The organism is Bradyrhizobium sp. UFLA05-109, assembly GCF_054185165.1.
In genome coordinates this window covers 58,427-71,078 of sequence record NZ_JBBIAR010000027.1, presented here as the reverse complement: position 1 = coordinate 71,078, position 12,652 = coordinate 58,427, and the positions used below count along the sequence as shown (strand labels likewise).

Genomic DNA, 12,652 nt, shown 5'->3' with positions numbered 1-12,652 from the left:
CGGTCTCGGCTCCTCGTTCGGAGAAAAATTAAGTAAGCTCTAACCTTCGGTTGAGTCGCGTGTCTTCCCATCAGAGCGCGTGCCCAGACCCCGCTACCGCGCAGAGAGGTAGCGGGCTAAGATGCTCCCGAGGAAGTGTCTTACTGAAAGCTTCAATGGTGGTCCGGAAGAGGTGAACGTGCTGGCACCGAACGACCGAAGCACCTTTCTATCGACCTTGCCTGCCGCTCGGAGCGATCGCACTGCAGCATTGGCGATCGTTGGTGTCTCGTCGATTCTGTTTGCGCTGGCCGTTCCCTTCGCCCGCGTGCCGCTTGCGCGCGTTCCGGCCTTCGTCGCGAGTTACCAGTCTGCGCTTGCCGTCATCGACATCGTCACAGCGGTGCTGCTGTTGTCGCAGTTTGCGGTCTTGCGGACCCGCGCGCTGTTGATGCTCTCGACCGGCTATCTTTTCACAGCGGCCGCGGCGATTGCCCATGCACTGACCTTCCCCGAGCTGTTTGCGCCAACGGGACTCTTGGGCGCGGGCCCGCAAACCACCGCCTGGCTCTATATGATCTGGCATGGCGGCTTTCCGCTGTCCGTGCTCGCCTATGCCTGGCTCAAGGACGCTGGCGGCGGCGTCAAAATTAGGGGCACGGTGCGCCGCGCGATCCTCTGCGGCATACTGGGGCCGGCCGTGGTGGTCATCGCCTTCGTTTGGATCGTCACGGCCAAGCACGACCTGCTGCCGGACCTCTTGCGCGACGGCCACTTCACACCCACGCAGATCGGTGTGATCTCGTTCGTATGGTCCTTGAGCGCCGCCGCCCTGGTCACGCTGTGGTTTCGGCGGCCGCATACGGTGATCGACGTCTGGCTCATGGTCGTCATGTGCGCCTGGCTATTCGATATCGCCCTGTCGGGAATCCTCAATGGCGCCCGCTTCGATCTCGGCTTCTACGCGGGACGGATCTACGGTCTTTGCGCTGCAAGCTTCGTCCTTGCGGTGCTCTTGATCGAGAATGTCCGCCTGCAGGCGCAGACGGCTGGAATGGTTGGAGCGCTGCAGCGGCAGTCGGCCTCGGATCGCAGTCATTTTGGTGAGCGCGAGCGGCTGTTCAGCGCGGTCGTGGAATCCTCCAACGACGCCATCATCACCAAGACGCTCGACGGCACCATCACCGCCTGGAACCGAGCCGCCGAGCGCGTATTCGGCTTCTCCGCAGCGGAGGCCGTCGGCCGGCCGATCGACATCATCATGCCGCAAGGTCGTCGCGAGGAGATCGAGGAGATCCTCGCCCGCACTCGCAACGGCGAGGTGATCGAGCAGCTCGAAACCGTGCGGATGAACAAGAACGGGCAGCTCCTCGACGTCATGCTCAGCCTGTTCCCACTGCGGTCGGCAGACGGCAAGATCATCGGCGCCTCCAAGGTCGCCCGCGACATCACCGAACGGAAGCGAACGCAGGCGGCGCTCAATCGCGAGGTCGAGGAGCGCGAGCGCATCTTCGAGACGTCGCAGGACCTGATCCTGGTCACCGACGGTTACGGCAATTTCGTCCAGGTCAGCCCGAGCGTGAGGGACATCCTCGGCTTCAGCCCGGAGGACATGATCGGACACAACGCGACGGAATTCATCCATCCCGATGATCTCGAGAAGACGCGCGATGAAATGCGCGCCGCTCGGCGCGGCCTCACCAAGCGCAGCTTCGAGGCGCGTTACCCCCACCGTGAAGGGCACGACGTCACGCTGAACTGGATGGGCACCTGGTCGGAGCCGGTCAAGCGCCATTTCTTCATCGGACGCGACCTCACCGAAAAGCAGGCGGCTGAGGCGCAGTTCCGGCAGGCGCAGAAAATGGACGCCATCGGCCAGCTCACCGGTGGCGTCGCGCATGATTTCAACAACTTGCTCACGGTCATCACGGGCACGATCGGGATCCTGTCCGATGCCGTCGGCGACCGGCCTGACCTTGCGGCGATCACCGGGCTGATCGACGATGCGGCCGAACGCGGCGCGCAATTGACCAGGCATCTGCTCGCCTTTGCCCGCAAGCAGCCGCTGCAACCCCGCGAGGTCGACCCCAATGCGCTGGTCGTGGAAGCCGCCAAGCTGCTGCGTCCGACGCTCGGCGAGCAGGTCACCATCACGCCGCACCTGACCGAGGACGCCTGGCCGGCGCTGGTCGATCCGAGCCAGCTCACCACCGCGATCCTGAACCTCGCCCTGAACGCGCGCGACGCCATGCCCGACGGCGGCACGCTGGTCTTGGAGACCCGCAACGTCTTCCTCGACGAAGGCTATGCGAGCATGAACCCCGACATCGTCGCCGGCAATTACGTGATGATCGCGGTGAGTGACACCGGCATCGGCATTCCGGCTGCGCTGATCGAGCGGGTGTTCGACCCCTTCTTCACGACGAAAGAGGTCGGCAAGGGTACCGGATTGGGGCTGAGCATGGTGTTCGGCTTCGTCAAGCAGTCCGGCGGACACGTCAAGATCTACAGCGAGGAAGGTCACGGCACGAGCGTGAAGATCTATTTGCCGCGCTCGACCGGCGTGCAGGAGACCGCGTTCGAGGCGATGCGAAACGTGCCGATCGAGGGCGGAGACGAAAAGATCCTGATCGTCGAGGACGACGCGCTGGTACGCCAATATGTCGTGACCCAGATCAGGAGCCTCGGCTACAACGCGTTGGAAGCGGCGAATGCAGCGGAAGCGCTGACGCTGATCGACGGCAATGCCGACATCGACCTGCTCTTCACCGACGTGATCATGCCCGGCGCCATGAACGGCCGCCAACTCGCCGACGAAGCGGCGCGGCGTCGGCCAGCGCTGAAGACGCTGTTCACATCTGGCTATACCGAAAACGCCATCGTCCATCACGGCCGGCTCGACTCCGGCGTGCTGCTGCTCGCAAAACCCTACCGCAAGTCCGAGCTCGCCAGGATGCTCCGCACCGCGCTCGCCAGTTGAGCGCGGCTTGCGCCTGCGCTATCGCTGAAGGCACTGCCGCTTGCAGCGCCGGGAGTGCCGCCTTGAAAAACCTCCTCACCGACATCGCCGGTGTCCGCGTCGGGCACGCCCACGACGACAAGCTCGCCTCGGGTGCGACCGCGATCGTCTTCGACCAGCCGGCGGTCGCGGCGATCGATGTGCGCGGCGGCGGGCCCGGGACGCGCGAGGACGCGCTGCTCGATCTTGCCAACACGGTCGAGCGCGTCGATGCAATCGCGCTGTCGGGCGGCTCCGCCTTCGGGCTCGAGACCGGCGGCGGCGTACAGGCCTGGCTCGCCGAACAGGGGCGCGGATTCCGGGTCCGTGAGGCGCTGATCCCGATCGTGCCGGGCGCGATCCTGTTCGATCTCCTCAATGGCGGCGACAAGGCCTGGGGCCGCTTCCCGCCCTATCGCGACCTCGGCTATGCCGCGGCAGCCTCGGCCGGTGCGGACTTCGCGCTCGGCAGCGTCGGCGCCGGCCTCGGCGCCACTACGGCGAACTGCAAGGGCGGGCTCGGCTCGGCCTCCGCCGTGACCAGCAACGGCATCAAGGTCGCGGCGATCGCCGCCGTCAATGCGGTCGGCAGCGTCACCGTGGGCGACGGCCCCTGGTTCTGGGCCGCGCCGTTCGAGGTGGGCGGCGAGTTCGGCGGACGCGGCCTGCCGGATACCTTCGCGGATGACATGCTCAAGATGCGCATCAAGGGGGGGCCGGCCGCCAGCGCGCGCGAGAACACGACGATCGGTCTCGTCGTCACCGACGCGACGCTGACCAAGGCGCAAGCCAAGCGCCTTGCCATGATCGGGCAGACCGGCTTTGCCCGCGCGATCTATCCGGTGCATGCACCGACCGACGGCGACGTGCTGTTTGCCGCTGCGACCTGCGAGAAGGCGATCGATCCGATCGTCGAGCTCACCGAGGTCGGCATGGTCGCAGCCAACGTCGTGGCGCGCGCGATTGCGCGCGGTGTCTATCATGCGACCGCACTGCCGTTCGCGGGCGCACTGCCCGCATGGAGGGACCGGTTCGGCTAGCCTCGCACTCTCGTCACCGCCCGGCTTGACCGGGCGGTCCAGTATTCCAGAGACTGTGACGAATGCGGAGAAGCCGCGGCGTACTGGATGCCCCGGTCGAGCCGGGGCATGACGCCGTCGAATTGGCGCGAGCCTAGACGCTCACCGACAGCGACGAGGCCGCGGTGGCCGACAATTGCTGCGCCTCGCGCTGGATCATTTGTTCGATCCAGTTGTACGACGAGGTCGCCGAGTTCGAGCTGCTGGAGTTGGAGCCGGAGCTCGATGAGCTCGACGCAGCCGGTGTCGTCATCGAGACCTTCGAGCCGTCCGGATAGGTGATGGTGGTCGTGGTCGAGCCGTCACTGTTGGTCGCGGACGTCGTGGTCGCCCCAGTCAAGGGATCGGAGCTGCCGTCCGAGCCATTGCCGCTGGCATCCCCGGAGCCGCTGGAGCTGCCGGCGCTTTCGGCATGGTGGTGACCGTGATGCCCACCCTGCAGCGCCTTCGACATCTCGTCGAGGCTGACGCTGCCGTCGCCATTGGTGTCGAGCTTGGAGAAGACGTCATCGGCCTGCGCCACATTGGTGCCGCCGGCGCCGAGCGCGCTCTCGAATTCCGATTTGGTGATCAAGCCGTCGCCATCGGCGTCGATCTGCGAAAACAGATCCTTCAGGGCGTCCTGCGGGCTCATCGAGGTTGACGATGAGCTCGTTGAGGAGCTCGACGCGGTCGAGCTTGAGGAACTGCTCGCGCTCGCTGATGATTGACTTTGCGCCGCAATCAGCGCGCTCATCGTCTCGGGCGAGATCTGCGGACAGTTGCCGGAGTTGACCGACGAGCTCGCGCCGCTTGTCGTGCTGCTGCTGTCGATCGAGAACGGGTTGGTCACCCCTTGTGTGGAGCCTGTCTGCTGCGTCGAGGACGTCTTCGAGGATGTCAGCGACTGCAACGCGTCGAGCGCACCCGATACGGCACCAAGGGCGAACAACATTCGACAACTCCAGACGATGCGGCAAGCCGCGGCCAATGCTCCGATCCAGTGAGCAAGCGTCGTGCCAACGCAAAAACCTCAATCAAATCCGGCTATCCCTCGCTTTCCGCCGTCGGGGAACACCGGCAATTCGTGCCGGCTGCGGCAGAATTTTCCGCCCACAGGAAGCGCCTGCCCCCCTGCATTGCTCCCCCGCATCGCCCATGTTAGGCGAGGCCCATCGTCACATGGCCCATAGGCTTTTTCGGGAAACAGTGCCCATGACCCAAGCCCTCGCACTCCGCCCCCTGATGATCGCGCCGTCGATCCTGGCGTCGGATTTTTCCAGGCTCGGCGAAGAGGTGCGCGCGGTCGATGCGGCCGGCGCCGACTGGATGCATCTCGACGTCATGGACGGGCATTTTGTTCCGAACATCTCGTATGGACCCGACGTCATCAAGGCGATGCGTCCGCACACCAGGAAGATCTTTGACGCGCATCTGATGATCGCGCCCTGCGATCCCTATCTGGAGGCCTTCGCCAAGGCCGGCTGCGACCACATCACCGTGCATGCGGAGGCAGGTCCTCACCTGCACCGCTCGCTCCAGGCGATCCGCGCGCTCGGCAAGAAGGCCGGCGTCTCGCTCAACCCGGGCACGCCGATCAGCGCGATCGAATACGTCGTCGACCTGATCGACCTCGTGCTGGTGATGTCGGTCAATCCCGGTTTCGGCGGGCAGGCCTTCATTTCCTCCGCGCTCGGCAAGATCCGCGACATCCGCGCGATGACCGCGGGCAGGCCGATCGACATCGAGGTCGATGGCGGCGTCGGGCCCGACGTCGCGGGTGCCCTTGCGGCGGCCGGCGCCAACGCCTTCGTCGCCGGCACGGCGGTATTCCGCGGCGGCACGCAGGAGGCCTACAAGACCAACATCGATGCGATCCGTAACGCGGCCGCAAACGCGCGCGGTGAGGCGATTTGAATCCGCGCTCACGAAATATATTGCGGGTTTCTACGGGTGTTGCGCCGCGACAAACTTGAGATTGCCTTCAACCCCGTAATCATCCCAGCTTCCCTGATTCGTACAAATCGATGCACAACAGCGCTCCCCTTTTTGACGGGAGCACATCATGACAACGACCCTGGTCTGGGCTGGCGTGGCGTTGTGGCTTGGCTTGAATGCAGCAATTGCGGCGCGTTGCGTCTACGTAGCGCGGCCGGTGAAGGTGGCATCTCGTTCCGCCCGCGTCATCCATCTCAATCGCCACCGCGGCTGAACGCCCGTGCAGGTGATGATCGTGAAGCGTCAACCGAAGCGCAGGTGCTGCATCCCGCGGCGCCCGCATCCCGACCTCGATTATTTCTTCGATCGCTTTGAGCGTACCGCGTGCGAGGCCAACGACGACACCGGGTCCGAGATTGTGGACCTGGACCAGTTCCGGTCACCGCGTCAGCACTGAAATCATTTTCTTTGGAATAGCCTGATGAAACCGCTTTGCCCCAACTGCCTGAACGCGATGTCGAAGGCAGCCTCCTCCGGCAATCTGTTCAATTGTGAGCCGTGCCGCGAGATCATCCAGTTCTTCGGCGTCGGTCACGACCGCAACGAAGCCGGTCCGGACTTCTGGCTGCCAGTCCGCCGCAAGCGCGACGCTCACGCCGCCCACGCTCTCTGACCTGCGCATTGCCTTTTTGTTCGCGCATGATCTCCGCGCAAACGCGTTCCGCGTTCGTCGCGAGGGAAAACCGCTACACACTTTTCCGGATCATGCGCAGCTAGCCCGCGGCTTCGTCCGCCCTCACCTCTTCCGAATCCGCGGCCATCCTCGGCGGCCGCACCACGGTGACGGTGCAGGTTGCTTCGGAGGCGACCTTCGATGAAACGCTGCCCAGCAGGGTACGCTTGAACGAGCTCTGCCGCGCGCCGATGATGACGTGGTCGACCTGGTTGATCTCGGCGAATTCCAGGATCGCTGCGGCCGGATCGATCGCCTCCAGCACATGAACCGTGAGGCGGCTCTCGTCGAGCTTGAGCGGCGTCGCCCAATGCCTGAGCGCGACCATCCGGTCGATATGCTTGTTGGATCCGTCTTCGTCGAGCGTCCGGTCGATCACGAGACGGTTGAGCTTCAGCACGTTGACGCAGGCGAGTCGCGCCGAGGGTAGCGTCGCCAGGATCCGCTCGGTCGTGACGAGCAGCGCCTCGTTCAATTCGGGCGCGCCCTCGGCGGTGTCGAGCGCGATCGCAAGGATCGGGCTCGAGGCAATCTGCGCCGCCACATCCGATTTCGGCCGCGACTGCGTCACCTCCTGATTGAAGCGCCGTCGCCAGGCGACCGAGAGCGGATCGCGCTTGAGCCGCTCCGAGCGTGTGGTGAGCCTGACCTTGTCGGGATGGGTAAGATCGAACGCAAGCTGCGAGGCGGTCGGATAGCGCCGGACCGGCTCGATCTCCAGGCACCGAAGCACGATCTCCTGAAGCCAGGGCGGATAGTCGGGACGCAATTTGCGCGGCGGATGCGGATCGCGCCACAGCCGGCGTCGCATTGCGCGCAGCGTCTCGCCTTCGCCGAATGGACGCTCGCCCGTGGTGAAGAAATAGAGCAGCACGCCCAGCGAAAAAAGATCGCTGCGCGGATCGTTGCGCACACCCAACAGCCGCTCCGGCGCCATATAGGGCGCGGTGCCGTAGGGCAGCCGGAACTCCTCCTGCAACAAATCCGGCAGATGGTCGTGGTGCGACAGGCCAAAGTCGATCAGCACCGCCTCGCCGCTCGCCCGGAACATGATGCTGCTCGGCTTGATGTCGTGATGGATCACGTTCTGCCGGTGCAGATCGGCCAGCGCGGTCGCGATCTTCGCGACCAGCCCGCGCGCCTCCTCATAGGGCAGCGGCAGGTCGGGCAGCCGCGGGTAGAGTGTGGTGCCGGGAAGCTGCTCGATCACGACATAGGCCTGGCGGGCGAAATCGCCGGTGCCGAAGCAGCGCGGCACGTGCGGGCCGGCGAGCCGCGGCAGGATCATCTGCTCCATCTCGAAGGAGACGATGGCGGCGGGGTCCTCGCCCTCGGACACCCGCGGGACCTTCATCAGTAACGGAGCATCGATGCCGGGATGGGTGACCGTCCACAGCGTCGCCATGCCGCCGGCATGCATGCACTCACCGACAGTGAAGCCGTCGATCTCAGCTCCGACCGTGACCAGGGATTTCGGCATCGCTCAACGCCCCTGCGACAGCCGGTCGGCCAGCCAATGCGGCAGGCCGTTCTCCCGGATTCGGCTCGCTGCCGCCTCGATGTCATAGGGTACCCGGCAATAGGTGATCTGACAGCTCTCGGTTTCGAACAGCGTAAAGCAGGCGGAGGGATCACCGTCGCGTGGCTGACCGACCGAGCCCATGACCGCGAGCCATTGCCGGCCGCGCAGGAGCTGCACGGGAACGTCGGTCTTGGGTACGAAGCTCGTCATCTTCGCGGTCACCGACATCGAATAGAGCGCCGGGCGATGGATGTGGCCGCAGAACGTGACGTGGCACGGCGTCGCGATCAGGCTTTTTGCGGCGTCCGTCGTCGAGCGGACATAGTGCCATCGCGTCGGGTGCGAGGCTTCCGAATGCACATAGAGGCGGCCCTCATCCTCGACGGACATCGGCAGCTCCGCGAGGAAGCGCCGCTGCGCGGCATCGAGCCGACCGCGGGTCCATTCGATCGCGATCTGCGCTTCGGCGTTCATGGTCTCGGCAGACGATTGGACCGCTTGGTCGTGATTGCCGCGCACAGCGACGGCGCCGTGAGCCACCAGTTCCATCGCGGTGTCGACCACCCATTCCGGATCGGCGCCATAGCCGACGAAATCGCCGAGCAGGATGAAGCGCTCCGCGCCGCGCTCGCGCGCCGCCTTCAGGCACACGTCAAAGGCCTGCCGGTTGCCGTGGATATCCGAAAAGACGGCCAGTCGCACGCGTCCTCCACCCTCAAACGCTGTTCGTATGCCGATAAAGCCAATTTGGGGGACGTCAACAAGATGCGTCAGCGCACGCCTGTTGGCCAGCCGTCCGCGGCGCAGCCGGTAGCGGAGCCTACTGCTGGTCCTTAGGGGGCATTCTGGGCGGCGGCAGCGGCGTGAACACCGCGCCCTGCTCGCTACCTGCCGGCGGGGCCCTGAATTCGCCGGTCGATGAATCGCCGCCGGCCGTCTCGATCACGGCCTTCGGCGTCACATATTCCCGCACCATGTCGATGACGGTGCCGTCACCGCCGCCAAAATCCGCGGCGCGCCCGCCCTGCGGGCGCCCTGCCGCGATCTCGTTCTCCGCTCCATGGGTCTTCTCGGCCAGCGTGTCATTATAGGGAACGCGGAAAGCCCTCGGGATACCGCTCGGCCGGTTGTCCTCGTCGAGTTCCTCGACCCACAGATAGATCGAGCCGGGGTCACCCTCCAGCGAATGCGGCTCGACGATGCGCGCCGCCAACAGCTTGAATGACACGGGCAGCCGGTCCGTGGTGGCCCAGCCGAGCAGCCCGCGCATCGCGCCGAAGCTGACGAGGTAGAAGACACTGGTTACAACGACGGCCATGGCCTTCAGCGACCAGTGTAGGCGTCCATAGACCAGGACGACCAGGAGCAGAGCGCCGATCACGGCGTAAGCGACCGAAATCGTGAGTATGACGAGTTGCAGGCTAGTCACGGCGCATCCTCACGCCAGTCTTCGGATCGATATCCGCGCCGTTGCGCCAACTGCTGCGGAACGTTTCCAGCAGCGATTTCGGCCGCTGATCGACGTTGATCACCTTGCCTTCGGCATCGAGCCGGAACCGCACCGCGGTCTTCTCGTCGCCGGTATGGTTGAGCGTCAGCTTGTTGTCGAAGATCACCTGGGCGGTCGGGTTGAGCTTCTGCACCTTCACATTGGCCGCGACCGGCTCGCCGGTCGTGGCCTGGAAATGCGAGACGTTGACGGTGTATTCGCCGGCGACGATGCCGCGCACGGTGACGATCTCCTCGCGGATCGGGGATGCGATCTTCTTGCCGTTGACCACGATGAAGTCGTTGGCGCCGCCGCGGTCGTCGCGGTCGAGGGTGAGAAAGCCAGCCTCGCGATGCCGGTACCAGGCGATGTTGCCGGCGGGATCCTGCACGAACAGGTCGAGATCATCAGGATGATTGTCCGGCCAGTCCAGCGTAATCATGAACTCGGCCTTGGAGTCGATCTTGCCGTCCTTGGCGTCCGGCGAGACAGCGAGAAGCGCGAGGAAGAACAGGAAGGCCACCACCTGGAGTGCCTTGAACAGCATCACGCCGAGCGGATCGAACGGCTCCTCGCGCGGGTAGAGCCCGAAATCGTCCATCATGGCGGCGTTCCCGGACGCTTACGTTCCAGAGCCGGGGTGACGTAGGTCTCGGTCAGCACGACGGCGTCGGAGAACACCCGCTGGGTCGCGGCGTCGAGCATGTAGTACTGGATGCGGACCAGGATCGAGCCGACGAGGCCCGCAAGCGTCGTGTACATCGCAACCGCCATGCCGTCGCTCATCAACCCCATCGAGGACCGCATCGCGACCTTGTCGGCCGCGTCCAGCCCGGCAATCGGCGCCAGCATGATGATGAAGCCGATGATGGTGCCGAGCAGGCCGAGCTTCATCAGCGTGTCGGAGACGAAGGCGCCGAACCCGTTGGAGCCGCGCAGGCGGTCGGCAAGCGTCCGCAGCAGCAGCGTCTGGTCCACCGGACGATAGTCCTGCGCCGCGGCTTTCGTCACCAGGCTCTCGATGTGATTCCTGACGAGGCCATGCGGCAGCGACGTGCCGGCAGCATCGAGCGCCTTGCTGCCGTCCTTGGCCGACAGCACCGCACGGCAGCGCCGCGCCGCCGCCGCTTCCCGCGCGATCGCGCGGGTCCGCCAGAAGCAATGCCCGCAGGTGACGACATAGAGCACCGCGATCAGGCTGGAAATGTAGGTGCGGTCCGAGACCACCATCAGATGGATCAGGCCAAAGCGCCACAGCAGCACGACGGCGAAGACCGACAAGCCCGTAAAGATCATCCAGAGCAGGAGCGCGCTCCGCTCCGACGGATCGGCCGCAGGCGGCGCGCTCTTGCCGATGGTGATCGAACTCATGCTGTCTCGCTCCCCGCTCTGTTAGCGCCCCGCCCCCGATTAGATCAAAGCCGCCGCGCGCAGTCCAAAGAGCCATGCCCAAATCGGTTTGGGAAATTTTCCCGAGCGGCATCGCCGGATGTCGCTCGCGATTGGCAAGGTGCGGCGGCGTTGTTATCGTGACCTTACCAAACGTTGGGGGTGATCGCATGCGCCTCGTGCTTCAGCTCGTCGCCCGTTTGCTCGTCATTGTCGCGTTGTGCCTGACCGCCGCGACGGTGTGGGCAACTTTTGATGCCTATCGCAGCGTCGATCGCGCCACGGCCGCGTCCGCCCAGCGGGTCGCGCATGCACTGGAGGCGCTGTACTGGCGCGAGCTCTTGCTGCGCAGCAACAGGATGCGCGAGCATCTCGTACCGGTTCCGGACTGGCGCACGCTGGAGACGATGAAGCTGATTGCGCCGGGCGTTTGTGTGCAGTTCCAGCCGGCGGCCGCATTCGAGAGGCCGCTATGCGGCCAGAGCCAGGGGATCGGCCAGACCCCACCGCGCTGGTTTGCGTCCCTGGTCCCCATCCTCCTCGGCAGCCATGCCGAGGTGGTGCGACCGGTGAGCCCGCGCGCGGCCGCGGCCGGCGCGGTCGTGGCGACGCCTGATCAGGCTGCGGCGATCTCGCTCGCCTGGGAGTACATTCTCAACGTGATCGACGTCGCGCTATTGATGTCGGCGGCGATTGCGCTGCTGGCCTCGCTCGCGATCGCGCATACGCTCGCGCCGGCCCGCTCGATCGTGACCGCCTTGCAGCGGATGGCGCGCGGGCAGTACCGCACGCCCCTGCCGCGCTTCCGCTCCGTGGAGCTTGCGATGATCGGCAAGGCCGTCGGCGAGCTCGGCGGGAGGCTGGAGGAAGCGACCGAGCAACGCGCGGCACTGACAAGGCGCCTGCTCGAGATCCGCGACGACGAGCGACGTGCGCTCGCCCGCGAGCTGCATGACGAGTTCGGACAAAATCTGTCCGCCATCCTCGCCTTCGCCAGCACCATCGAGACGGCGAGCGCGAAGGAGACGAATGCGAGCGGTGCGGCACAGGATGCACGCATGATCTCGCAGGCTACGCATCGCATCATGTCATCGCTCCGCGACACGCTGAAGCGGCTGCGCAATCCCTTGCCGGAGGAGCTGGGGCTCGAGGCGAGCCTCGTCAATCTCGTCGATAGCTGGCGCTCGCAAAGCGCGACGCAGCCGACGATCCAGCTCGACCTCAAGGGCAACCTTGCGGACATCAGCGACACGGCGGCGACCACCGCCTACCGCGTCGCCCAGGAATGCCTGACCAATGCGCTGCGCCACAGCGCGGCGCGCGAGATCAACTTGCGGGTCGAGCGGCGCGCCGGCGCGGACGACGCGCTGCTGATCCGCGTCGAGGACGACGGCGACGGCGATGCAGATCGGGTGGTGCAGTCGGCCGGCTTTGGGCTGACCGGCATCCGCGAGCGTGTCGCGGCCGCCGGCGGCTCGCTGTCGATCGCGCGTGCCGATCGCGGGCTGAGCGTGGCGGCGACCATTCCTCTGGCCGCATGAGGCTG

13 protein-coding genes are annotated in these 12,652 nt (G+C 65.4%); 7 read left to right on the top strand and 6 right to left on the bottom strand.

Features of this window, described 5'->3' with window-relative positions; translation table 11 throughout:
- Window positions 1–121: 121 nt before the first annotated feature.
- Both Q3C01_RS20875 and Q3C01_RS20870 read left to right on the top strand, forming a co-directional pair.
- Window positions 122–2,959 carry a PAS domain S-box protein gene (locus tag Q3C01_RS20875; protein WP_458147188.1) on the top strand — a complete coding sequence of 946 codons (2,838 nt, stop codon included), beginning with the start codon at window positions 122–124 and terminating at the stop codon, window positions 2,957–2,959.
- 62 nt (window positions 2,960–3,021) lie between these two features.
- Window positions 3,022–4,017: a P1 family peptidase gene (locus Q3C01_RS20870; RefSeq protein ID WP_458147187.1), complete on the top strand. Its 996-nt coding sequence runs from the start codon at window positions 3,022–3,024 to the stop codon at window positions 4,015–4,017.
- A 133-nt stretch (window positions 4,018–4,150) separates the two neighbouring features.
- On the opposite strand, the gene Q3C01_RS20865 is transcribed toward Q3C01_RS20870, so the two are convergent.
- The gene (locus Q3C01_RS20865; RefSeq protein ID WP_458147186.1) at window positions 4,151–4,990 is read right to left on the bottom strand and encodes an EF-hand domain-containing protein; all 840 of its coding nucleotides are present in this window, start codon (window positions 4,988–4,990) and stop codon (window positions 4,151–4,153) included.
- 260 nt (window positions 4,991–5,250) lie between these two features.
- On the opposite strand from Q3C01_RS20865, the gene rpe reads away from it, so the two are divergent.
- The 4 genes from rpe to Q3C01_RS20845 all read left to right on the top strand — a co-directional run bounded on the left by rpe (window position 5,251) and on the right by Q3C01_RS20845 (window position 6,646).
- Window positions 5,251–5,952, top strand: coding sequence for a ribulose-phosphate 3-epimerase (rpe, locus tag Q3C01_RS20860; RefSeq protein ID WP_458147185.1), 702 nt, complete (start codon window positions 5,251–5,253; stop codon window positions 5,950–5,952).
- A gap of 148 nt (window positions 5,953–6,100) precedes the next feature.
- The gene (locus Q3C01_RS20855) at window positions 6,101–6,247 is read left to right on the top strand and encodes a hypothetical protein (RefSeq protein WP_458147184.1); all 147 of its coding nucleotides are present in this window, start codon (window positions 6,101–6,103) and stop codon (window positions 6,245–6,247) included.
- A gap of 6 nt (window positions 6,248–6,253) precedes the next feature.
- Window positions 6,254–6,430, top strand: coding sequence for a hypothetical protein (locus Q3C01_RS20850; RefSeq protein ID WP_458147235.1), 177 nt, complete (start codon window positions 6,254–6,256; stop codon window positions 6,428–6,430).
- A gap of 24 nt (window positions 6,431–6,454) precedes the next feature.
- Complete coding sequence (locus Q3C01_RS20845) at window positions 6,455–6,646, top strand: hypothetical protein (RefSeq protein ID WP_458147183.1); 192 nt, start codon at window positions 6,455–6,457, stop codon at window positions 6,644–6,646.
- Between the two features lie 100 nt (window positions 6,647–6,746).
- Here Q3C01_RS20845 and Q3C01_RS20840 read toward each other — a convergent pair whose 3' ends face one another.
- The 5 genes from Q3C01_RS20840 to Q3C01_RS20820 form a co-directional block, all read right to left on the bottom strand.
- On the bottom strand, window positions 6,747–8,186 hold the full coding sequence (locus tag Q3C01_RS20840) for a protein kinase domain-containing protein (RefSeq protein ID WP_458147182.1): 1,440 nt from the start codon (window positions 8,184–8,186) through the stop codon (window positions 6,747–6,749).
- Window positions 8,187–8,189: 3 nt separating this feature from the next.
- On the bottom strand, window positions 8,190–8,930 hold the full coding sequence (locus Q3C01_RS20835; RefSeq protein ID WP_458147181.1) for a metallophosphoesterase family protein: 741 nt from the start codon (window positions 8,928–8,930) through the stop codon (window positions 8,190–8,192).
- A 118-nt stretch (window positions 8,931–9,048) separates the two neighbouring features.
- Window positions 9,049–9,657 carry a hypothetical protein gene (locus Q3C01_RS20830; protein ID WP_458147180.1) on the bottom strand — a complete coding sequence of 203 codons (609 nt, stop codon included), beginning with the start codon at window positions 9,655–9,657 and terminating at the stop codon, window positions 9,049–9,051.
- Window positions 9,650–10,321, bottom strand: coding sequence for a hypothetical protein (locus Q3C01_RS20825; protein WP_458147179.1), 672 nt, complete (start codon window positions 10,319–10,321; stop codon window positions 9,650–9,652). Before Q3C01_RS20825 ends, Q3C01_RS20830 begins: the two co-directional genes overlap by 8 nt.
- The gene (locus Q3C01_RS20820) at window positions 10,318–11,088 is read right to left on the bottom strand and encodes a MotA/TolQ/ExbB proton channel family protein (protein WP_458147178.1); all 771 of its coding nucleotides are present in this window, start codon (window positions 11,086–11,088) and stop codon (window positions 10,318–10,320) included. The genes Q3C01_RS20825 and Q3C01_RS20820 overlap by 4 nt, the downstream gene beginning before the upstream one ends.
- A 188-nt stretch (window positions 11,089–11,276) precedes the next feature.
- On the opposite strand from Q3C01_RS20820, the gene Q3C01_RS20815 reads away from it, so the two are divergent.
- Window positions 11,277–12,647, top strand: a complete 1,371-nt coding sequence (locus tag Q3C01_RS20815; protein ID WP_458147177.1) for a HAMP domain-containing sensor histidine kinase — start codon at window positions 11,277–11,279, stop codon at window positions 12,645–12,647.
- The last annotated feature ends 5 nt before the right edge of the window (window positions 12,648–12,652 follow it).